At 73.9% G+C, this 21645-nt stretch carries 19 protein-coding genes; 12 read left to right on the plus strand and 7 right to left on the minus strand.

Annotation, left to right across the window (positions count from 1 at the left end; translation table 11 throughout):
- Positions 1-178: 178 nt before the first annotated feature.
- Positions 179-1330, plus strand: coding sequence for a glycosyltransferase family 4 protein (locus ACTIDRAF_RS0214200; RefSeq protein ID WP_016699397.1), 1152 nt, complete (start codon positions 179-181; stop codon positions 1328-1330).
- Positions 1331-1421: 91 nt separating this feature from the next.
- Complete coding sequence (locus ACTIDRAF_RS0214205) at positions 1422-2321, plus strand: glycosyltransferase family 2 protein (protein WP_016699398.1); 900 nt, start codon at positions 1422-1424, stop codon at positions 2319-2321.
- A 390-nt stretch (positions 2322-2711) separates the two neighbouring features.
- On the opposite strand, the gene ACTIDRAF_RS28900 is transcribed toward ACTIDRAF_RS0214205, so the two are convergent.
- Complete coding sequence (locus ACTIDRAF_RS28900; RefSeq protein WP_016699399.1) at positions 2712-3173, minus strand: hypothetical protein; 462 nt, start codon at positions 3171-3173, stop codon at positions 2712-2714.
- 186 nt (positions 3174-3359) lie between these two features.
- Here ACTIDRAF_RS28900 and manB point away from each other — a divergent pair, with 186 nt between their 5' ends.
- Complete coding sequence (manB, locus tag ACTIDRAF_RS0214215; RefSeq protein WP_016699400.1) at positions 3360-4484, plus strand: mannose-1-phosphate guanylyltransferase; 1125 nt, start codon at positions 3360-3362, stop codon at positions 4482-4484.
- Positions 4485-4519: 35 nt separating this feature from the next.
- On the plus strand, positions 4520-5449 hold the full coding sequence (locus ACTIDRAF_RS0214220) for a DNA-3-methyladenine glycosylase family protein (protein WP_245533537.1): 930 nt from the start codon (positions 4520-4522) through the stop codon (positions 5447-5449).
- Here the strand turns inward: ACTIDRAF_RS0214220 and ACTIDRAF_RS0214225 are convergent.
- The 4 genes from ACTIDRAF_RS0214225 to ACTIDRAF_RS0214240 all read right to left on the minus strand — a co-directional run bounded on the left by ACTIDRAF_RS0214225 (position 5423) and on the right by ACTIDRAF_RS0214240 (position 9321).
- Positions 5423-6019, minus strand: a complete 597-nt coding sequence (locus tag ACTIDRAF_RS0214225; RefSeq protein ID WP_016699402.1) for an NUDIX hydrolase — start codon at positions 6017-6019, stop codon at positions 5423-5425. The two genes, ACTIDRAF_RS0214220 and ACTIDRAF_RS0214225, sit on opposite strands and share 27 nt — an antisense overlap.
- Positions 6016-7449 (minus strand): coenzyme F420-0:L-glutamate ligase, encoded by a 1434-nt coding sequence (locus ACTIDRAF_RS0214230; protein ID WP_016699403.1) that lies wholly within the window; start codon positions 7447-7449, stop codon positions 6016-6018. The genes ACTIDRAF_RS0214225 and ACTIDRAF_RS0214230 overlap by 4 nt, the downstream gene beginning before the upstream one ends.
- Entirely contained in the window at positions 7446-8456 is a 1011-nt protein-coding gene (gene cofD / locus ACTIDRAF_RS0214235; protein ID WP_026066104.1) for a 2-phospho-L-lactate transferase, read from the minus strand. The genes ACTIDRAF_RS0214230 and cofD overlap by 4 nt, the downstream gene beginning before the upstream one ends.
- Before the next feature lie 100 nt (positions 8457-8556).
- Complete coding sequence (locus ACTIDRAF_RS0214240) at positions 8557-9321, minus strand: site-2 protease family protein (protein ID WP_016699405.1); 765 nt, start codon at positions 9319-9321, stop codon at positions 8557-8559.
- A 387-nt stretch (positions 9322-9708) separates the two neighbouring features.
- Here ACTIDRAF_RS0214240 and ACTIDRAF_RS28905 point away from each other — a divergent pair, with 387 nt between their 5' ends.
- Complete coding sequence (locus tag ACTIDRAF_RS28905) at positions 9709-9966, plus strand: WhiB family transcriptional regulator (RefSeq protein ID WP_169533982.1); 258 nt, start codon at positions 9709-9711, stop codon at positions 9964-9966.
- A gap of 227 nt (positions 9967-10193) precedes the next feature.
- Here the strand turns inward: ACTIDRAF_RS28905 and ACTIDRAF_RS0214250 are convergent, their stop codons facing one another.
- Positions 10194-10544, minus strand: coding sequence for a DUF3499 domain-containing protein (locus ACTIDRAF_RS0214250; protein WP_016699407.1), 351 nt, complete (start codon positions 10542-10544; stop codon positions 10194-10196).
- Positions 10545-10732: 188 nt separating this feature from the next.
- Here ACTIDRAF_RS0214250 and ACTIDRAF_RS0214255 point away from each other — a divergent pair, with 188 nt between their 5' ends.
- The 7 genes from ACTIDRAF_RS0214255 to ACTIDRAF_RS0214285 all read left to right on the plus strand — a co-directional run bounded on the left by ACTIDRAF_RS0214255 (position 10733) and on the right by ACTIDRAF_RS0214285 (position 18540).
- On the plus strand, positions 10733-11206 hold the full coding sequence (locus ACTIDRAF_RS0214255; protein WP_425359124.1) for a metallopeptidase family protein: 474 nt from the start codon (positions 10733-10735) through the stop codon (positions 11204-11206).
- Positions 11207-11311: 105 nt separating this feature from the next.
- Positions 11312-12661 carry a phosphomannomutase/phosphoglucomutase gene (locus ACTIDRAF_RS0214260; RefSeq protein WP_016699409.1) on the plus strand — a complete coding sequence of 450 codons (1350 nt, stop codon included), beginning with the start codon at positions 11312-11314 and terminating at the stop codon, positions 12659-12661.
- Between the two features lie 62 nt (positions 12662-12723).
- The gene (locus ACTIDRAF_RS0214265) at positions 12724-12972 is read left to right on the plus strand and encodes a Trm112 family protein (protein WP_016699410.1); all 249 of its coding nucleotides are present in this window, start codon (positions 12724-12726) and stop codon (positions 12970-12972) included.
- A complete protein-coding gene (locus ACTIDRAF_RS0214270) occupies positions 12969-14099 on the plus strand; it encodes an SIS domain-containing protein (protein ID WP_016699411.1) in 1131 nt (376 codons plus the stop codon). Before ACTIDRAF_RS0214265 ends, ACTIDRAF_RS0214270 begins: the two co-directional genes overlap by 4 nt.
- 65 nt (positions 14100-14164) lie before the next feature.
- Positions 14165-15391, plus strand: coding sequence for a mannose-6-phosphate isomerase, class I (gene manA / locus ACTIDRAF_RS0214275; protein ID WP_016699412.1), 1227 nt, complete (start codon positions 14165-14167; stop codon positions 15389-15391).
- A gap of 284 nt (positions 15392-15675) precedes the next feature.
- A complete protein-coding gene (locus tag ACTIDRAF_RS0214280) occupies positions 15676-16584 on the plus strand; it encodes a cation diffusion facilitator family transporter (protein WP_016699413.1) in 909 nt (302 codons plus the stop codon).
- A gap of 282 nt (positions 16585-16866) precedes the next feature.
- Positions 16867-18540: an amino acid permease gene (locus tag ACTIDRAF_RS0214285; RefSeq protein ID WP_016699414.1), complete on the plus strand. Its 1674-nt coding sequence runs from the start codon at positions 16867-16869 to the stop codon at positions 18538-18540.
- Positions 18541-18930: 390 nt separating this feature from the next.
- Here the strand turns inward: ACTIDRAF_RS0214285 and ACTIDRAF_RS0214290 are convergent, their stop codons facing one another.
- Positions 18931-21492: an alpha/beta hydrolase family protein gene (locus ACTIDRAF_RS0214290; protein WP_245533538.1), complete on the minus strand. Its 2562-nt coding sequence runs from the start codon at positions 21490-21492 to the stop codon at positions 18931-18933.
- Positions 21493-21645: the final 153 nt, after the last annotated feature.

Here is a 21645-nt window from a genome sequence, read left to right on the forward strand (position 1 = left end):
GTGGGGGCAGCCGAGAGCGGGGTGGCGGGGGAGGCCGGGCACGGAGCGCGGGAACCCGGACACGGGAAGCGGGCGTGGCCCGCTCGCCCAGCAGGTGCGGACGTGGGGCTGCCCACTGCGGGCCGCTGATTCGGCCAAAGGCGCTGGATCGCCTGTGAAGCCGCCGTAGGCTTCACTGGTGCGGTCTGCCGAACCCAGCGTCCTGATCGACGCCACCGCTGTGCCCACCGACCGTGGTGGCGTGGGCCGGTACGTGGACTCGTTGATCGCTGGCCTGGACGCCGCCGGGGCACAGCTCAGCGTCGTCTGCCAACCCCGTGACGCCGAGCTGTACACCAGGACCGCGCCGTCCTCCCGGATCGTGCCCGCCTCCGAGTCGGTGGCGACCAGGACGGCGCGGCTCAGCTGGGAACAGCTCACCCTGCCCCGGCTCGTGCGTCGGCTGGGAGTCAGGGTGTTGCACTCGCCCCACTACACGATGCCGCTGGCCAACCCCGTGGCCAGCGTGGTCACCCTGCACGACGCGACCTTCTTCACCGACCCCGCCCTGCACTCCTCGGTGAAGGCCAGCTTCTTCCGGGGATGGATCCGCGCCTCCCTGGCCCGGGCCACCCTGTGCGTCACCCCCAGCGACGCGACGACCAGCGAACTCGTCCGGCTGCTGGGTGCCAGGCGCAGCGCGATGTCCGTGGTGCCGCACGGCGTGGACACGAACCGGTTCCACCCGCCGACCCCCGAGGAGGTCGAGGAGGTCCGCCACCTGTTGGACCTGCGGGACGCGCCCTACGTCGCCTTCCTCGGCGCGCTGGAACCCCGCAAGAACGTGCCCTCGCTGATCCGGGGGTTCGCCAAGGCGTGCCAGGGCCGGGTGAACCCGCCGACCCTGGTGTTGGCGGGGCAACCGGGCTGGGACGGCCAGGTCGAACGAGCCCTGGACTCGGTGCCGCACCGGGTGCGGGTGATCCGGCCCGGTTACCTGCCGTTCCGGAACCTCGCCGGGTTCCTGGGCGGCGCGGAACTGGTCGCCTACCCGAGCCTCGGGGAGGGGTTCGGCCTGCCGGTGCTGGAGGCGATGGCCTGCGGCGCCTGCGTGTTGACCACCCAGCGCCTCAGCCTCCCCGAGGTCGGTGGGGACGCGGTCGCCTACTGCGGGGTGGGAGCGGCGGACATCGCCCAGGCCATCACCGAACTGCTGGACCAGCCCCGGCGGCGCGCCGACCTGAGCAGTGCCGCGCTCACCCGGTCCAAGGAGTTCTCCTGGGCGGGGTGCGCCGCCGGCCACCTGGAGGCCTTCGCGCGCGCCGACTGGATCCACCGGCGCGGCCGCTGACCCTGCCGGCCCGCCGACCGGCACCCGCGACACGGTCACGGGGAACGGGGGGCCGGGGGCGGACCAGCGGGTCACGGCAGAATGGTCCGCCGTGACCTCGTCGAGTGCGCAGCGCCGGAAACCAGCGACCTACGGTGACGACATCGCCGTCGTCACCGTCACCTACTCACCCGGGGAGACGATCGACCGGTTCCTGGACACCCTGGTCGCCGCTACCGAACGCACCCCGAAAGTCGTCCTCGCCGACAACGGGTCCACCGACGGCGCACCGGAGCGGGCGGCCGAACGACCGAACGTGGAACTCGCCCCCACCGGGGGCAACCTCGGGTACGGGCGGGCCGCGAACCACGGTGTGGCACGCCTGGGGAACGAGGTCGGGTGGGTCGTCGTCGCCAACCCGGATCTGGAGTGGACGCCGGGAAGCCTCGACGTGCTGCTGGCCGCCGCCGAGCGGTGGCCGCGCGGCGGCGCCTTCGGCCCGCTGATCCGGGAACCCGGCGGTGAGGTCTACCCGTCCGCCCGCCTCCTGCCCTCCCTGGGGCGCGGTGTCGGCCACGCCGTCCTCGGGAAGGTCTGGAGCGACAACCCGTGGTCCAGGGCCTACCGGCAGTCCGACACCGCCGTCGTCGAGCGGACCGCCGGCTGGCTCTCCGGGTCCTGCCAGCTCTTCCGCCGGGAGGCGTTCGACTCGGTCGGCGGCTTCGACCCCCGGTACTTCATGTACTTCGAGGACGTGGACCTGGGAGACAGGCTGGCGCGGGCCGGCTGGCTCAACGTGTACGTGCCCAGCGCCGAGGTCATGCACGTCGGGGGGGCGTCCACCTCGACGGCCTCGGAACGGATGCTCGCCGCCCACCACCGCAGCGCCTACCGGTACCTCAGTGACCGCCACCAGGGGCCGCTCTGGGCTCCGCTCCGGTTCGCCCTGCGCACCGGGCTGAACGCCCGGTACCGCTGGGAGCTGCGGGGCACCCGCCGGCCGGAGGGCTGACGGGGAGGTCGGGCCGGGACGACGGGGAGGTCGGCGGCGTTCGCGGTATGCCCGAGCCGGCCAACGCTGTCGTGCCCCCGGGCCCCGACGGGGTGTGCGGGGCCAGGCCCCGCCGGGAACGGCGCGACCCATCTCGAACGGCACGGGCCCCGCCCCGCCGGGGAGGCCTGTCCACGACCGGCCACCGAGAGGGAGTGCCCGACCCGAGGTTCGGCCGCCCGGGTCGGGGAGGAGCACCGCGAACGGGATGGTCCCGCCGGTTCGTCACGGCCGGGGAGGGGCACCGCCCCGGGCCGCGAGGACGGGGAACCGGGAACCGCCGGTGCACACCTCCGCCAGGGACCGGCCTGACGCGTCCACCGCGCGTCGGCCGCAGGTGCGGGGGAACGCCTAGAACTGCTGGTTGTGCCAGGGCGGGGTGGTGCTCTCGGCCTGCTGGTGCCCGCCCGTGCCCGGCCCGGGCTGCGGGGCCTGCTGACCACCGGGCGCGGGGGCGCCCTGCGGCGGGGGCTGGTGCGGGGGGCGCTGCTGGGGTGCCGTCATGCCGTGTCCCCCGGCCTGCTGCCCGGGCGGCTGCGGCCGCCCGGGGCCGCCCGGGCCCGGCTGACCGTGATGCGGGTGTTGACCCATCCCGGGATGGCCGGGGGACGGGCGCTGGTCGGGGCGGAGGACCACGGTGCTCTCCGCGTCGGCGAGTTTCCTGCCCGGATCCGCCGCCGAGACCACCCGGCGGGGGATCTGCACGGTGCTCGCGGCGTCCATCGGTGAGGTGGCGTCATCGGGGGTCACGACGAAGGAGCCGCGCGCCCTGGCACGCGCCAGGGCCTCGTCAGCACGGTTTCGGGGGTCCATCGATGACCTCTCCTGACGTTGCCGCGGAGCCGCGGGGGCCGACGCGAGCGGTGTTCGGTGGGCGGCTGGAGACCTACTCGCGGTGGGTGACCGCGGCGCCTCGGTGGGTCCACTGCCCGCGCGCTTGGTCGCTCATGCCAGAGTAGGCCCTCCGACGTGGTTTCGATAGATCAGGAGGAGCGTCGCATGTCGGTGAGTCCAGCCGAGCCACCGGCGACTGAGTCCGGATCGCGACGAGCACTGCGCGACGTCGACGCCGTCGTGCTGGTCGGGGGCAAGGGTACCCGGTTGCGGCCCCTGACCCTCTCCGCACCCAAGCCCATGCTGCCGACCGCCGGCGTGCCGTTCCTCACGCACCTGCTCTGCCGGATCCGGGCGGCCGGGGTGACGAGGGTGGTGCTGGGCACCTCCTACAAGGCGGAGGTGTTCGAGCGGCACTTCGGTGACGGATCGGCCCTCGGGCTCGACCTGCGTTACGTCGTGGAGGACCGTCCGCTGGACACCGCGGGCGCGATCCGCAACGCGGCGGACGGCCTCAGCGCCAGGGACGTGATGGTGTTCAACGGGGACATCCTCTCCGGGGTGGACCCGGCCGCCGTCGTCGACACGCACCGCGCCTCGGGTGCGCACGCCACCCTGCACCTGGTCCGGGTGAAGGACCCGCGGCGGTTCGGCAGCGTCCCGACCGACGAGACGGGGCGGGTACTCGCCTTCCTGGAGAAGACCGACGACCCGCCGACCGACCAGATCAACGCCGGCTGCTACGTCTTCCGCCGCGAGGTCGTCGACGAGATCCCGGCCGGGCGACCGGTGTCGGTCGAACGGGAGACCTTCCCCGGCCTGCTCGAGTCCGGAGCCCGGCTCCAGGGCCACGTCGACACCTCCTACTGGCTCGACCTCGGCACGCCCGCCGCGTTCGTCCGGGGCTCCGCGGACCTGGTCCGGGGTGTCGTGCACTCACCAGCGCTTCCCCGCCCCGCCGGCCCCGCCATCGTGCTCGCCGGCGCCCGGGTCGCCGATGACGCCAAGGTGCACGGCGGCACCGCCGTGGGCGAGGAGGCCGAGGTGGGTTCCGGCGCCACCGTCGAGGGGTCCGTGCTGTTCTCCGGCGCCGTCGTCGGCAAGGGAGCCGAGGTCCGGCGGTGCGTCGTCGGCGCGCGCGCCGTGATCGGGGCCGGAGCGGTCGTGGAGGACTCCGTGATCGGCGACGACGCGGTCATCGGCGAGAACTGCGAACTGGTCGGCGGCGCCCGGGTGTGGCCCGGAGTCGAGCTGCCCTCCAACGGCATCCGGTTCTCGGCGGACGTGTGAGCCGGGAACCCGCCGGGACCCGGCCGCGCGGGGCGTTGCCACCTCACTCGGCTCACCCCGCGGCGCCCCTGACCCGGTCCTGGACGCCGAACCGCCCGGTCGACCTGGCGGCGCTGTTCGGGCCACTCCGGCGGGGGAGCGGCGACCCGTGCCTCCGCACCCTCGGCGACGCCTACTGGTGGGCGACCAACACCGACGAGGGCCCCGGCACCCTGGCGTTGCGGCAGCGGCGGGGCACCGTCCTGGCCACCGCCTGGGGCCCCGGGGCGGCCCAGTTGGTCGAGGGGCTCCCGGCGTTGTGCGGCGCCGGGGACGACGACGGGGGGTTCGTCGCGCACCACCCGGTGGTCGCCCTCGCGCGCCGGACCCTGCCGGGCCTGCGGCTGTGCGCCACGGGCCGCGTGTGGGACGTGCTGCTGGCCGCCGTCCTCGAGCAGAAGGTCACCAGCACGGAGGCGTGGCGCTCCTGGCGTGAGCTGGCCCGGCGTTTCGGCGGGCGCGCACCCGGCCCCGACGGGGTGGACCTGCGGGTCCCGCCGGGCCCTGCCCGGCTGCGTTCGATCACCGACTGGCAGTGGCACCAGTGCGGGGTGGACGGAGCACGCCGGCGCACGCTGCTGGCGGTCGCGGGGGTCGCGTCCCGCCTGGAGCGCGCGGTCGCGCTCGGCGGCGAGGAGGGGCGGGCCCTGCTCCGCATGGTGCCCGGCGTCGGGGAGTGGACGGCGGCCGAGGTGGCCCAGCGGGCCTGGGGGGACCCCGACGCGGTGAGCGTCGGGGACTACCACCTGTCCCACACCGTCGGGTGGGCGCTGCTCGGCCGGCGGGTGGACGACGAGGGCATGCTCGCGTTGCTCGCTCCCTACGCCGGCCAACGGCACCGCGCCGTCCGGTACCTGACGGCGGTGGCCTCCCGTGCCCCCCGGAGGGGGCCGAGGCTGTCACCCCGGGACTACCGGGCCTGCTGAGCCGGCGTCGGCCGCACCCGCCGCCCTGGCCACCGCCAGGCCGACCATGGTGGGCACGGAGTCCACGTCCGCCGGCAACGCCGACAGCGGGAACCAGCGCAGGTCGAGCGACTCCGCGCTGAGCACCTCCCTCGCCGCGACCGGGGCGCGCACCAGGAAGCGGACGTCGAAGTGGCGGGTCGGCACGCCCAGCGAACAGGTCACCTCGTGGACGTCGAGGTGCAGGGGACGCGGGTCGATGCGCAGGCCGCTGATGCCGGACTCCTCGGTGGCCTCCCGCAACGCGGCCGACACCAGGTCGGCGTCCTCCGGTTCGCAGTGCCCGCCGAGCTGGAGCCACCGCCCGACCCGGGGGTGCAGCGTCAGCAGGGTGCGTTCCCCCGTCGAGTCCAGGACCAACGCGGAGGCCGTGAGGTGGCCGGGTTCGCAGGACCGGTGGCACGCGTCCGCCCTGGCGGCGAGGAAACCCAGGAAGGCCTGGCGCAGCGCCTCCTGCCCGGGGTCCGCCGTCCGCCACGAGGACAGGCACCGGACGGCGGCGGCGTGGAGGCCCGGCCCGGGCGCGTTCACAGCTCCACCAGGCCCTCGTCGAGGGCCGCCGGCGGGCGGGGTCCCCCGGCGGGCTGGGCCGGGTGCCCCACCGCCACGGTGCCCAGCGGTTCCCAGCGCTCGGGAAGCCCGAGCACGTCCCGCACCACCTCCGGGCAGAACAGGGTCGACGACACCCAGCAGGAGCCGAGGTCCTCGGCGGCGAGCGCGACGAGCAGGCCCTGCACGGCGGCGCCGCCGGCGACGGTGAACATCGACCGTTCCGCCTCCCGGCGCCGCGGGTCGGGGTAGTCGTGCGCCGCGTCCCGGAGGAGGAAGGGCAGGACGAGCTCAGGAGCGCGGTGGAGCAGGTCGCCCCGGCGCACCCGCCGTTCCGCGCGCTCGGCCGTCAGGCCGTCGCCGGCGAGGTCGGCCAACCACGCTCGCCGCATGGCGGCCAGCAGCGCCCGCCGCCGCGCCGGGTCGCGGAGCCACACGAACCGGACGGGGTGGCTGTGGTGGGGCGCGGGGGCCGTCAGCGCGGCTCCCACCGCACGGCGGACGGCGTCCGGGTTCACCGGCTCGTCCGCGAACTCGCGCACCGACCGCCGCAGCAGGACGGCCTCGGCGCGGCCGCGCGCCACCGCCTCGGCGGTCCCCATGCGGAACAGGTCCTGCTCCACCGGTCGTACCAAGGCGCGTGCCGTGGACCCGTCGTCAACCAGTCGCAGCCCGCGCACCACGGCGACCGGAACCCCGCCCAGTTTGCCCTTGACCAGGTCGGCGGCGGCGGCGATCTCGTCGGCCAGCGCCACGGAGGTCACCGCGAGTTCGTTGCCGTGCTGGTCGACCCGCCCGGCGTAGCCGTGGAGCACCGGCAGCCCGGCGGCGCCGATCGCCGCGTCGGTCTGCCCGTTCCGCCAGGCACGACCCATCGTGTCGGTCACCACGACCGCCACCTCGACGCCCAGCCGGTCGCGGACGCCCGCCCTGAGCCGCGCGGCGCTGGCGTCCGGGTCCTCCGGCAGCAGTGCGACCTGGTTGGTGGCGACGTTGGACGCGTCGACGCCGGAGGCGGCCTGCACGATGCCCAACCGGTTCTCCGTGATGAGGCTGTTCCGGAACCGCGCGACCACCGACACCGCCTCCTGGGCGACCAGCCGCCGCCGGGCGGCCTCCCGGGCCTCCGGGTCCGGGGGAACGGCCACCAGCCTTCCCTCGGCCTTCGACACGATCTTGCTGGTGACCACGACGACGTCGTGGTCCCGCAGCCAGGGGGCGGACCCGGCGACCAGCTCGGCCAGGTCGGCGCCGGGCTGGACCTCGGGAATCCCCGGAACCGGGATCAGTTCGAGGCGTGCCGCCGCGTGGTCGCCCTCCCGAGCGGTCGGGGTGGCGGGGCGGTCGTCCGCCCTGCCGGCCTCCCGCGAGGCCGGGGCCCCGTCGCCGCGGGGGGTGGACGTCGTGCTCATCGGGTTACCTCGGCCAGTTCGAAGGCGGCTTCCACCATCGCCGAGGTGGCCGCCACGTCGGACATGAGCAGGGGAACGGAGCGCACCGTCGCGCCGGGAACGACGGCGGTGTCCCCGGTGTGCACGAGCCACCCGTCGAGCAGGCCGGAGCCGCCCCGGCCCCGCCCACCGTAGTGCTGGCCCACCCCCTCGGCCGTCGAGGGGACGCCGATGGCCCGGAGACAGGCGTCGGCCATGCCCCGGAGCGGTTTCCCGGCGATGATCGGCGACACCCCGACCACCGGGGCGGGGGTGGAGCGCAGGGCTTCTCGAACGCCGTCGACGGCGAGGATCGAACCGATGCTGACGACCGGGTTGGACGGCGCCACCAGCACGATGTCCGCCTCCTCCAGGGCGGCCACGACGCCGGGCGCCGGGGTCGCGGTCTCGGCCCCGACCTGTCCGATCCAGTGCGCGGGCAGCCCCGCCCGGTGCCGGACCCACCACTCCTGGAAGTGGATCGCACGGCGTTCCCCGGACTCGGGGTCGTCCACCGAGACGTGGGTCTCGACCCGGTCGTCGGACGCGGGCAGGAGGCGGACCCCCGGCCGCCACCGGTCGCACAGCGCCTCCGTGACGGCGGAGAGGGGGTAGCCCGCGCGGAGCATGCGGCTGCGCACCAGGTGGGTCGCGATGTCCCGGTCGCCGAGGCCGAACCAGTCCGGCGGCGCGCCGTAGGCGGCGAGTTCCTCCTTCACCGCCCAGCTCTCCCCGGCGCGGCCCCACCCCCGCTCCTCGTCGATGCCGCCGCCGAGGGTGTACATGCAGGTGTCGAGGTCCGGACAGATGCGCAGGCCGTGCATCCAGGTGTCGTCACCGGTGTTGACCACCGCCGTCACCTGGTGTTCCGCCGCGTCGCCGCCGGAGGCCGGGGTCGGTTCGCCGACCGCCGGCAGTCCGAGCGCTGCCTTGACTCCGAGGAGGAAGCGAGCGCCTCCGACTCCCCCGACCAGCACCACGATTCTCACGAGGCGTCATCCTCGCATCCTCCCGATCACGGCCGCTTCCGGCAGCCGCCGGAAGCGGCTCCGGCGTGCCGCACGGGGGGCGGGAGCCAGGGGGCCGGGATCACCGCCAGAACCGGAACTCCGACCCGCCCCAGGCGGCCAGCAGGGAGTCGCCGCCGATCAGCCGGAACAGTTCGGAGGTGAGGGTGAACAACCCGTCGGTCAGGTAGGGGAAGCCGATCTGGGGCAACCCCAGCAGCACGGCGAAGAGCGCCAACGGGGCCCAGGGCCGGGCCACCGACCCGTAGTGCCGCCACTTGGCGGAGAGGTGGGGCTCCAGCGCACCGTACCCGTCCAGCCCCGGAACCGGGAGGATGTTCAACACGAAGGCGATGATCTGGACGTAGGCCAGGTAGGACAGCGCGGCGGCCAAGGTGAGCGGCGGCTGGGTGAGGGACACGGCGGCGACGAGCAGCCCGCCCAGGGCGAGGTTGGTCAGCGGACCGGCCAGGGAGACCCCGCTCTCCACGGCGCGGGAGCGGAGCGCGTGCCGGTTGATCCAGACCGCCCCGCCCGGCAGCGGGATGCCGCCCGCCATCAGCAGCAGGATCGGCAGGAACAGGCTCAGGACCGGGTCGGTGTACCGCCGGGGGTCGAGCGTCAGGTACCCCTTGTCCCTGACCGACAGGTCCCCGCCCCGGTAGGCGACGGCGGCGTGACCGAACTCGTGGAGGCAGAGGGAGACCGCCCAACCACCGAGGACGACGAGCACGACCCCGGCGGTGGCGGCCGCGGAGGCGTCGACGAAGGTCAGCGCGCCGCCGGCCGCGGTCGCCGCGAGGATGGCGAGGAAGAGCGGGCTGAGGCGAACGGGAGAACTCGTCACGGGGCCAGTGTCCCGCACCTCCCCGGGACGACAGGTGGGAGCGACGCCGCTCCCACCCGGCCCGCCGCCACCGCCCGATCGGTGGGCCTTTCGCGGCGCGCCGGTGTCAAGCGGCTGTCCGTGGGTTTCCGGGAAACCTCCTGATGGCCTAGCGAGTTCCGCGCTCCGCACCCGGCTTCGGGAACCCCGTGCGCTGGTAACTCGTTCGGCTGACTATCGCTTGACCCCTAGCGGTTACACAGGTGTAATCACATCGGTGTCATTCGTCGACCGAGGGGGCCGACGGGTGGCGTCCGCCAACCGGGGAGTGCGGAAGGCGAGGAGGCGGACGTGCGGGAATTCGAACTGGACCGTGAGACAGAGCGGGGGACCGTCCAGCTTGGGGAGTTGGACGTGCTGACCGGTTTGTTCGATACGGGAGAGGAAGAACAGGACTGGCAGGAGCGCGCACTCTGCGCGCAGACCGATCCGGAAGCGTTCTTCCCAGAGAAGGGGGGGTCAACCCGGGAGGCGAAACGGATCTGCTCCGGCTGCGAGGTGCGCTCCGAGTGCCTCGAGTACGCGCTGGCGCACGACGAACGTTTCGGCATCTGGGGCGGACTGTCCGAACGTGAGCGACGCAAGCTCAAGAAACGCGCGGTCTGACGCCGCGTGTGCGGAGCCCCTCGGCGCGCCGGGGGGCTCCGTCGTTCCCGCGCCCGTGTGGTGGCGCGGGGACCGGACCGGCGTCCTGGCCATGGGCCCCCAGCGGCTGCGCTGCGTAGTCGGAACCCGGTCAGGACGCCCCCACCGCGGCCCCGAAGTGATCTTGGACACGTCGGTCGTCCCGGGCGGGTCGGCCCGCCGTTCCGGTCCGGTGACCGGACCCCGCCTCAGTCGTCATGGGGATTCCGGAGTACTCGCAGGTGTGGCCGACCAGGGCTGGTCACCGACTCCTCGGGCACCTCTGCCTGCCTGTCGACGCGACCGGCCTCGCGGACTGCCTCCGCGAGCGCCGTCAGATCGTCGACCGACGGTTGGGACAGGGCGAACTCGCCCTCGTACCGGACTACGTCCCATCCCTTGGGTGCCGTCAACCTCATCGCGTGCGCTTCGCACAAGTCGTAGCTGTGTGGCTCGGCATAGGTGGCCAGGGGCCCGACAACTGCGGTGGAGTCCGCGTACGCGTAGGTGAGCGTGGCGACAGCCGGGTTGGTACACCCGGTTCGCGAGCACCGTCTCACGCTCCGCACAGCGGGGACGATAGCGCCTGTCCGCCTTGGCGAGTAGCAGCCACGCGGATGACACGCTTTCGTGATCCATTCCCCGCCGGTCACGCTCCGGTTCCGCCGGTCCGCCGCTGGGTGCTCCTGGGCAGCCGGTCCGGTGACGGCGGACCGGGAGGGCTGGCTGGTCCCGTACCCTTGGCCCTGTGGCGGTGGCGCGCGGATACCAGAGGCGAACTCGCTGCCGACGTGATCGGCGAGGGCGTGGCCTGCGGGGCACGCTGTACCCGCCGTCGATGCCGGCGGCGCGCAGCCGGGCGGAGCGGTTCGACGCCCTCGTGTTGGAGGCGCTGGAGCCCATCGAACAGCGGTGGCGGGCGGAGCTGACCCAGCTCGACGTCGCCGTGGACGACGTCCCCGAGCTGCGGGCCGGTTTCCGGCCGGACGGCGACCAGGGCGACGTCGTCGGTGACGGTGAGATCCCGCTGGCGAGGCTGGTGCCGGCCGGTGTCGACCGGCGGGGCGTACCCACCAGGGCCAGGGTCGTGCTCTACCGCCGGCCGCTGGAGGCCAGGGCGCGGGACGGAGCCGACCTCTCCGACCTCGTGCACGACGTCCTGGTCGAGCAGGTGGCCAGTTACCTCGGTCTTGATCCGGATGTCGTGGAGGGGGAGGGCTGACCGGAGGCTTTGCCCACCGACCCGTTCTGGTGCCCGCTCCGCGCCGGTACCCTTCGGGTGCCAGGGTCGGCGAGATCGGGGACGGCCCGCAGTGAGGGAGGCGGCGTGCGCGACCTGTCCGACATCGTGAAGGCCTACGACATCCGCGGTCTGGTTGGTGAACAACTCGACGCGGAAGTGGTGCGGGACATCGGCGCGGCGTTCGCGCGGCTGGTCGGCGGCCCGGAGATCGTCGTGGGCCACGACATGCGGGAGTCCTCGCCCGGGCTCGCGGCGGCGTTCGCCGAGGGAGTCACCGGCCAGGGGATCGACGTGGTGAACATCGGCCTGGCCAGCACCGACATGCTGTACTTCGCCTCCGGCACGCTCGACCTGCCCGGAGCCATGTTCACCGCGAGCCACAACCCCGCCGCCTACAACGGCATCAAGCTGTGCCGGGCGGGCGCGGCCCCGGTGGGGCAGGACAGCGGCCTCGCCGAGATCCGCGAGATGGTCGCCAACGGCGTGCCGGGCTTCGTGGGCAGGCAGGGCGCCGTCCGGCAGCGGGACCTCCTCTCGGACTACGCCGGCTACCTGCGCGAGCTGGTGGACCTCTCCGGCTCCCGGCCGCTCCGGGTCGTGGTGGACGCCGGGAACGGCATGGGCGGCCACACCGTCCCCAGCGTCTTCGAGGGGCTGCCCATCGAGATCGTCCCGCTGTACTTCGAGCTCGACGGCAACTTCCCGAACCACGAGGCCAACCCGCTCGACCCGAAGAACCTGGTCGACCTCCAGGAGCGGGTCCGCGCGGCGGGGGCCGACGCCGGGCTCGCCTTCGACGGCGACGCCGACCGCTGCTTCGTGGTGGACGAGCGGGGCGAGGCGGTGTCCCCGAGCGCGATCACCGCCCTGGTGGCGGTGCGCGAACTGGCCAAGGAACCGGGCGCCACGGTGATCCACAACCTGATCACCTCCCGCGGGGTTCCCGAGATCGTCGCCGAACACGGCGGCAAGCCCGTGCGGACCCGGGTCGGCCATTCGTTCATCAAGCAGACGATGGCCCAGACGGGCGCGATCTTCGGCGGGGAGCACTCGGCCCACTACTACTTCCGCGACTTCTGGCGGGCGGACACCGGAATGCTGGCCGCGCTGCACGTGCTCGCCGCGTTGGGTGAGCAGGACCGGCCCCTGTCCGAGTTGACCGCCGCCTACCAGCGCTACCAGGCGTCCGGGGAGATCAACTCGACGGTGGACGAGCCGGCCGAGCGGCTCGCCGCCGTCCGTTCCGCCTACGAGAACCGCCCCGAGGTGGTCCTCGACGAGCTGGACGGCCTGACCGTCTCGCTGCCCGGCGGCGCGTGGTTCAATCTGCGCCCGTCGAACACCGAGCCGCTGTTGAGGTTGAACATCGAGGGGCCGGACGAGGCGACCGTCGCGGGACTGCGCGACGACGTGCTCGCGATCGTCCGAGGCTGACGTCGACGACGAGTCAGAGGGCGGCGTGCCGGCCTTGCGACTCCCGGTGAAGAGGAGGAACCGTGGCCGTTGATCTGAACCCCCGTCTGCTGGACGTGCTCGCGTGCCCGTGCGACGAGCACGGCCCCCTGCGGACCGGTACGCCGTCCGACCCCGACGCCGACTACCTGACCTGCACCCTGTGCGCCCGGCGGTTCCCCGTCCGTGACGGCATCCCGGTGCTGCTGCTGGACGAGGCCGAGGGCGGCCCGGGCGAGGCGCGGGGAAGCGGGACCGGCGCTCCGACCGGTGGGGATTCGGCGAGCAGGTGATCCCGGTGCTCGACGACACCCTGCTCGACGATCCGGCGTGGCTTCAGCAGGCCGACACCGCCGGTCTGCTCCGGGCCGCCGCCACGCCGGGTGCCCAGGTGCGGTCCACCGCGGGGGCCGCCGCCGAGGCCGGGCTGGCTCGCCACGTCACCGAACGCCCCAGGGCACTGGTCCTGCTCGCCAGGAGCGCCGCCGGTGCGGACGCGGCACCGCTGGTGACCGCGCTGCTCGGACCGGAGTGCCCGGTCCCGGTGGTGACCTCCCTCGACGTCCCGCAGTGGGTCGGTCCGCTCGACGTCGTCGTCGTCCACGTCGACGACATGGTGGACGAACCCGCCCTGGCGGAGGGCGTGTACCGCGCGGGCCGCCGGGGGGCGCGGGTGGTCGTCGCCGGCCCAGCCGACGGTCCGGTCGCCGCCGCGGCGGCCGGCGGACAGGCGATCCTGCTCCCCACCCGGGTCCCGGTGCCGCCGGGGTTGGGCCTCGCCGCCGCCGTCGCGCTCACCCTCGCGGTCGCCGACGCGCTCGGGCTGCTCCGCGTGGACCTCGACGGCCTGGCCGACCAGCTGGACCACGCGGCGGAGCGCGACCACCCCTCCCACGAGTCCTTCGTCAACCCGGCCAAGTCACTGGCGCTCCGGCTCGGGGAACGCGTGCCGCTGCTCTGGGGCGTCGACCCGGTCGCCGTCGCCGTGGCCGGGCACGGCGCCGGCGCGCTGGCCGGGTTCGCCGGGGTGGCCGCCGACGCCACCGGCTACCAGCAGGCCGAACGGCGTTCCGCGTTGTTCAGGACCGCCGTCGCCCAGGGCTCGGACGGGGACATCTTCGCCGATCCGGACGACCTGTCCGGGCAGCGGGTGCGGGTACTGCTGCTCAGCGTGCCCGCCGGCCCCGCCACGCCGCCCGGTCCACCCCGCGCCGACCACCGCGAGGCGGACCTCGTGCTCCGGAGGGCGACCGACCGCCTGCCCTCCGCGGACCTCCTCGTTCCGGGTGAGGAGTCACAGGGCGACCCGGTGACCGGCGCGTTGTCCCTCGCGTGCCGACTGGACACCGCCGCCGTCTACCTCGGTCTGACCACCGGGGCGATGGGCGGCTCGGCCGAGCCGCGGCCGTCCGGCGTGTGACCGTCCGGGCGGCGACCACCGCCAGCCCGGCTTGAGACCAGCGGACAAGCGAACGAGAGACGACAGTGGACCTGCTGCGCAATCCGGTGCGCCCCTACGCCTGGGGCTCCCGTACCGCGATCTCGGAACTGCTCGGTCGACCGATCCCGGCGCCGCACCCCGAGGCCGAACTGTGGCTCGGCGCCCACCCCTCCGACTCCTCCGTCCTGGTGCGACCGGACGGAACCGAAGCCGCTCTCACCGAGCTCCTCCACGCCGATCCGGTCGGGCAGCTCGGCACCAAGTGCGCCGACCGGTGGGGGCCGCGGCTCCCCTTCCTGATGAAGGTGCTCGCCGCCGAGGAACCGCTCAGCCTCCAGGCCCATCCCTCCGCCGAGCAGGCCGAGGAGGGCTTCCAACGGGAGGAGGCCGCCGGCGTTCCCCTGCTGGCCCCGACCCGCAACTACCGCGACAGCAGCCACAAGCCCGAGCTGGTCTGCGCGCTCACCGAGTTCCACGCCCTGGCTGGGTTCCGGGACGCCCGGGTGACCCTGGAGCTCCTCGACGCACTCGACGTGCCGACCCTGCGGCCCTACACGGGCTTGCTGGCCGCCGAACCCGGACCAGGTGGGCTCCGGGCGCTGTTCACCACCCTCATCACCCTGCCGCAGCGCGCCCTGGACGTGCTGCTCCCGCCCGTGCTGGAGGGCTGCGTCCGGCACCTGCGGGAACGGGGCGCGTTCGGCCAGGAGTGCCGGACGGTGCTGGAGTTGGGGGAGGCCTACCCGGGGGACGCGGGGGTCCTGGCGGCCCTGCTGCTCAACCGCGTCGTCCTCCAGCCCGGGGAGGCCATCTACCTCCCGGCGGGGAACCTGCACAGCTACCTCCTGGGCACCGGCGTGGAGATCATGGCGAACTCCGACAACGTCCTGCGTGGCGGGCTGACCCCCAAGCACGTGGACGTACCGGAGCTCATGCGGGTGCTGGACTTCGCCCACGGGCCGATGCCGGTGTTGACCGGGGACCAGGAGGGCCAGCACCTGACCGTCTACCGGACCCCGGCCGAGGAGTTCCAGCTGTCGCGCATCGACTGGGAGGCCGACGAGGTGTCCCCGGTCGCCCTGGCCGGCGCCACCCCCCAGCTGCTCCTGTGCACCGACGGCCAGGTCACCCTCGTCAGCCCGGAGCACGGTGAGCTCGAGGTCCGCCGAGGGCAGTCGGTGTGGCTCCCGGCGGAGGACCCTCCGGTGCGGGTGCGACCGGTGGCCGGGGCGCGCACCCAGCTCTTCCACGCGACGGCGCCGCTCGACTGACCTCCGAGGGCGCGCGACCGCTCCGCTGGTCCGGCCGACATGCCCCACCCCACGGGCCACCTCGCCCCGCCCGGGGGGCCGGGCGGCACCGGTGCGTCCCGCTGGCCCGTCCCCCGGCTGGGTGGTGCGGGTGCGGCGGGGCTCGTGCCGCCCAGCCGGGGGCCCGTGCCCTCACTAGCGTGACCAGCGCGTCGCGGGCGGGGTGTTGGCACCGGCCCCCGGCTCCGGCGTTTCCACCCCCGACCACGTGCTGACCCGGGGGTCCGACCACGGGAGGGCGGGGCGTGGCAGAGGAGGGGAGCACCAGGGCGGTACTGGCCGCGCTGGCCGCGAATCTGGGGCTCGCGGCCGCGAAGTTCGTCGGGTTCCTCGTCACGGGATCGTCGGCGATGCTCGCCGAGAGCGTGCACTCGGTGGCCGACACCTCGAACCAGGGCCTGTTGTTGGTGGGGAAGCGGACCTCGCGGCGGCGGGCGACGCCCGAACACCCCTTCGGTTACGGACGTGACCGCTACTTCTACGCCTTCGTGGTGGCCATGCTGCTCTTCTCCCTCGGCTCCGTGTTCGCCCTCTACGAGGGCGTGCGCAAGGTGTTCGGTGCGGAGACCCTCACCTCTCCCCTGGTCGCCGTGGTGATCCTGCTCGTGGGCATCGGGCTGGAATCCTTCAGCCTGCGCACGGCGGTGCGCAACGCGCGGGCGTCCCGGGGGCACCGGAGCTGGTGGCGGTTCATCCGGCAGGCCAAGGAACCCGAACTCCCGATCGTGCTGTTGGAGGACAGCGGCGCGCTCGTCGGGCTGGTGCTCGCCCTGGGCGGCATCGGTCTCACGGTGCTGACCGGTGATCCGGTGTGGGACGGTGCGGCCACCCTCGCCATCGGCGTGCTGCTCGGGTTCATCGCGGTCACCCTGATCATCGAGACGAAGAGCCTGCTGGTGGGCGAGGGGGCGAGCGCCGAGGAGGTGCGACGTATCCGGGAATCGCTCGTCGGGGACCGGGTGCCCCGGGTCATCCACCTGCGCACCGAGTACCTGGGGCCGGAGGAGCTGCTGGTCGCCGCGAAGATCGCGGTGACGGCGTCGCTGTCCACCCGTGAGGTGGCCGCCGCCATCGACGCCGCGGAGGGCCGGCTCCGCGCCGCCGTCCCCGTCGCCCGCCTCGTCTACCTCGAACCCGATCTCGACCGGGGGTGAGCGGACCGGGCGGCCGGTCGTGCGTGGTCGGCGCGGTCGGTGTCCCGCCGGGTGGCCGGTACGGCCGCTGCCCTCCTCCGCCCCGGCGTCGCTGGTCGCGGCGTCGGAGGACCCGCGAGGGGTGGTCGGAACCCCGGCGCGTGGAAGCCTCCGTCCTCAACGTCGGTGTGGCCCACGTCAAACAGGGTGGACTTCAGCGCCGCGAGGACTATCGTTTCGGTGACTTTCCCACGGTGGGACCTCGGGGGAACGAACTCCGGGGAAGGAAGTGAGGCGGACGACATGGCCCGCAACGGGCTGATGCGAACCAAGAGCGTGGAACAGTCCATCGCCGAGACGGACGAGCCCGGCACGCGGCTCCGCAGGGACCTCACCGCCTGGGACCTGACGGTGTTCGGTGTCGCGGTCGTCATCGGGGCGGGGATCTTCACGTTGGCGGCCAGGACCGCCGGCAACGTGGCCGGCCCCTCCGTCTCGTTGTCGTTCGTCCTGGCCGCCATCGCCTGCGGTCTTGCCGCACTGTGCTACGCCGAGTTCGCCTCGACCCTGCCGGTCGCCGGGTCGGCCTACACCTTCTCCTACGCGACCTTCGGTGAGTTCCTCGCCTGGATCATCGGGTGGGATCTGATCCTCGAGTTCGCCCTGGCCTCGGCGGTGGTCAGCAAGGGGTGGTCGGACTACCTGCGCGAGGGGCTGGCGCTGGTGGGCCTCGACGTGCCCACCACCGTCACCCTGGGGGCGCTCGACTTCGACTGGGGCGCCGTCCTGCTCATCGCCGTGCTGACGACCCTGCTGGCGCTGGGCACCAAGCTCTCCTCCCGGGTCAGCCAGGTCATCACCGCGATCAAGGTCGCCGTCGTGCTGCTGGTGATCATCGTGGGCTTCGCCTACGTGCGGGCCGAGAACTACTCGCCGTTCATCCCGCCCGCCCAGGGCAGCGTCGAGGGCGGCGGTTCCGGGCTCGACCAGTCGTTGTTGTCGTTGGTGTTCGGCGTGGAGACCAGCACCTACGGGGTGTTCGGTCTGCTGGCCGCGGCGTCGCTGGTGTTCTTCGCCTTCATCGGTTTCGACGTGGTGGCCACGACCGCCGAGGAGACCAGGAACCCGCAGCGCGACCTGCCCCGGGGAATCCTCGGTTCCCTGCTGATCGTGACCGTCCTCTACGTGCTGGTGGCCCTCGTGCTGACCGGGATGCAGAGCTACCAGGAACTCGCCACCTCACCTGGTGGGCAGGACGCGACCCTGGCGACCGCGTTCGCCGCGAACGGGGTGGACTGGGCCGCCGGGGTGATCTCCGTCGGTGCCCTGGCCGGCCTGACCACCGTGGTGATGGTGCTCATGATGGGCCAGATCCGGGTTCTCTTCGCGATGTCCCGGGACGGACTGGTGCCCCGGCGGTTGGCGCCGACGGGCAAGCACGGCACGCCGGTGCGCGCCACCCTCCTGGTCGGTGGGGTGGTGGCCCTCGTCGCCGGTTTCCTCCCGGCGCACGCGCTGGAGGAGATGGTGAACGTCGGAACCCTGTTCGCCTTCGTCCTGGTCTCCGCCGGTGTCATCGTCCTGCGGCGCACCCGCCCGGACCTCAAGCGGGGGTTCCGGGTCCCGCTGGTCCCGTTGATCCCGATCCTGGCGATCCTCGCCTGCGTCTGGCTGATGTTCAACCTGACCGCCCTGACCTGGGTGCGGTTCTCGATCTGGATGGCCCTGGGCGCACTGATCTACTTCGTCTACGGCTACCGGAACTCCACGTTGGCGAGGCGGGAACGGGCGGAGGCCGCCGCGACCGCCGGGGCGGTGCCCGCCGACACCTCGGCCGGCCCTGCCTCCGGGCAGGGCGGAGGGGGACGGCGGGGGCGCTCCGCGACGACCCGGGACGACGGCGCGGACGGTGCCTCCGACGGCGGTGCGAGCACCGACGGACCTGGCGACGGTTCCGCTGGTGGTGCGGGGGACTGAGCGGACCTGGTCGCCTCCGGGTTGGAGGGCGCCACGCCCGTCGCGGTGCCACACGCCGGCGACCCGCGTCCGCCGGTGGCGGGCCGGATCCGCGCCCGTCCTCGGGCGCGGCCCCACGACGGGACGGCGGGGTGGCCCCGGGACTGGGAGCGCCGACCTCGCCGTCGCCCGGGCACGGCCGACCCCCGCGAGGTCCCCGTCCGGGCGGGTCAGGGGCGCCGGGGGCACCCCACCACGAGGTCCAGGGCCCGACGGAGCCTCCCCGCACACCGGCAGCCAGGCCAGCGGAGCCGCGGAAGCCTGACTGCCGTGCCCGCCTCCGGTTCCGCCGGGGTTCCTGGCCGTTCGTCGTCCGCGGGCTCCGGCGTCCACCAACGGCCGCCGGGCCGGTCAGCCGCCCTTCACCGGTAACTCCGCCGCGCGCTCCCAGGGAGTGCTCCGGCCCCGGGGGACCTCGGTGGGTGGGGGAACGGAAGCGGATAACGACGTCTTCGACGGCCGTCCCGGTGGACGACCTCGCCCCTCCGGGTCGACCCCGCCGCCACCGCCACCGTCGATCGGGTCCGCCGCTCCCGGCGGGGCGGACTGGCCGGCGGCGGCACCGTCGGACCCCACGCCCAGTGCGCTGAGCAGGCTGCCCGTCGTGGGGGTGTCCCTCGGGGGCAGCTCGAGACCGGCGGCGATGGCCACCGCGCGGTCCCACTCGGGATCGACCGGGTAGTCGTAGTGCGAGAGGACCCCCGGGCTCCACCGACGGCCCGTGAACGGTCCGCGCATCGGGTCGGGAAGCCAGTGGTCGCCGCCGAGGACGAGAGCGCCGTTCGGACTCCGCGTCGCGGCGGGCAGCGGTCCGACCGAGCCGTCGGCGCGGAACCCGACGCCGATCAGCGTCCCCTCGTAGACCTGCCGGTTCCAGGTGGTCACCGGACCGCCCAGCGGATCCGTCCCCCGGCAGAGCGAACGCCACCGACCCCGGAGCGCACCGGACAGCTCCGCGAGGGAGGACAGCGGCACCACCGAGGGGAACGCCCTCGCGTAGATCCACTGCAACTGGGAGCCGTGCGTCACCAGACCGACCCGGTGCCGGTCCGCGTCGGGCAGGGACTGCGCGAGCCGTGCCGCGGTGACCGCCGCCAACAGGCTGCCCTGGCTGTGCCCGGTGATGACCACCCGGACCCCGGGGTCCTTGAGGTGGTGGACCACCCGGTCCGCCAGCTCGGGGATGACCTTCAGCGCGTAGCAGGGCGGCACGGTCGGATGGGCCTCGCGGGGCCAGAAACTCGTCAGGTCGGCCAGGATGCCCAGGAGCTTGGCGGTCTCCGGGCGTCGTTTCGCCAGGTGGACCGTGCGCAGCAACGCCAGGGCCAACGCGGCGAGCACCGCGACCCCGATCCCGGCGAGCGGATCGAACCAGTTCGGCAGTGCGAGGTCGGCGACCCGGACGACCAGCGCGATCAGCGCTCCGGCGCTGAGCACGCCGGCGACCAGCAGCAGGATGTGGTGCAGGTGCCTGCGTTGGGCCGCCGCCCACCACCACGCTCTCGCACCAACCCGGGAGTCCTCCGGCCGGCCCGCGTGCAGGAGGGTGGTCTCGGGCGGGGCCAGCCGGTCGCGGCGCTCGGCGAGCCAGCGGCGGAAGAACACCACCGGGACGACGACCGCGACCGCGACGACCGTGAGCACGGCCCCCGCGCCCCACAACAGGGTGATCGCCTCGTAACTCTCCGGTTCCGCCAGATGTCCTCGCCCGAGCAACTGGCGGACGCTGAGCGTCAGCCCCGCACCGAACCCGGCCCCCAGCAGCGCGGCCAGGGTGAGCACCGGGGCCGAGAACCAGCCCCCGGCCCAGGGACGCTGGTCGCGGGGACGTCCGCGCCACTCCAGCCGCGCCAGCCAGGCGGCCGGGACGAGCAGGGCCCCGAAGAGGACGCAGCAGAGGGCGAGCAGGGCCGCGACCACCTCGACGGTCGACGTCGAGGCCGGCAGCTCGGTGGGCAGCGGACCCATCCGCGCCGCCACCAGGGCCACGAGCAGTACCGAGGCGGCGACCAGGACCTGGGAGGGCCAGGAACCCAGGAACCGCCGGACGCGTCCCCCCAGCCCGCCCTTGGCCCGCAGTTCGGGGGGGTCGTCCAACAGGGCGGTGGCCAGGAGCCCGAAGAGGAACAGGGTGGCGGCCGCCCACCACAACCAGTCGTTGGCGCCGTCAGCGGCACCGGCCGGCCCGCCCAGCGCGAGGATCGCGGCCACCGCCAGCGTGGCGACGGTGTGGGTCATCCGCAGGACGGGGGTGTCCGGGTCCGCGATGACGGTCTCCCCGGGCAGGCCCGCGAGCCGGTTCCGCCGCCGTTCCGGGTCGGCGGGCAGCGGGTCGGTGGACCTGTTCACCTGCCAGCTCACCGTCGACACCCGGTGCAGCATGGCGACCAGGGCCACCACCGGGAGCAGACCCAGCACGGCGCGTCCCACGTCCCACTCCCGCAGCGACTCCGGCGCGAACGGTAGGCAGGAGGAGCCGGGACGCAGGCACTGCGTCGCGACGAGGTCGAGGAAGAGAACGGTGAGCTGGGACACGAGGAGGCAGGAGAGCAGGAGCGCCGCCAACCGGAGCAGGGCGCGCAGCAGGTGGCCGAGCACTCGCGAGACGGCGTTGTCCTCCCGCGCTGGAGGCAGCATCCAGTGCGCCACGTTGGCCATCGCGAAGGGGAAGAGCAGTGCCCAGGTCGCCTTCGCGAACCCGCCGGAGGTCATGCCGCCCCAGACGTAGCCCTCGACGACACGCGGCACCGGGCGCCCACCGGCGTTGAGCATCGGCCCCGGGGCGGGTCTGCGGAGCCGGTCGGCGGGACGGACGAGCCGTCCGAGGCCGTCCCCGGCCACCTCGACGGCGGAGACCGAGCCGGTCAGGTCCTCCGGGGTGGTACCGAGTACGCCGTGGACCCTCAGCTCCACGACGCGTGTGTCGGGCCCGGGTATCACCACGGCCACCGCCCTCCCTGCCCCGTCGTGCTCCGTGAGATCGATTATCGGTTCTCCGGTGGTCGATCGGTGGCAATCCTGGGCTATTTGGTCGCAGCTGGCGAGTATTGGGGCTCCGGCGTGGCG

The sequence above is a fragment of the Actinoalloteichus spitiensis RMV-1378 genome, assembly GCF_000239155.1.
Taxonomy (GTDB): Bacteria; Actinomycetota; Actinomycetes; order Mycobacteriales; family Pseudonocardiaceae; genus Actinoalloteichus_B; species Actinoalloteichus_B spitiensis.

Coding starts and splice junctions, on each gene's coding strand:
- ACTIDRAF_RS28900 (WP_016699399.1), bottom strand. CDS start 3,173: ATGGACCCCCGAAACCGTGCTGACGAGGCCCTGGCGCGTGCCAGGGCG.
- manB (WP_016699400.1), top strand. CDS start 3,360: ATGTCGGTGAGTCCAGCCGAGCCACCGGCGACTGAGTCCGGATCGCGA.
- ACTIDRAF_RS0214230 (WP_016699403.1), bottom strand. CDS start 7,449: ATGAGCACGACGTCCACCCCCCGCGGCGACGGGGCCCCGGCCTCGCGG.
- ACTIDRAF_RS0214285 (WP_016699414.1), top strand. CDS start 16,867: ATGGCCCGCAACGGGCTGATGCGAACCAAGAGCGTGGAACAGTCCATC.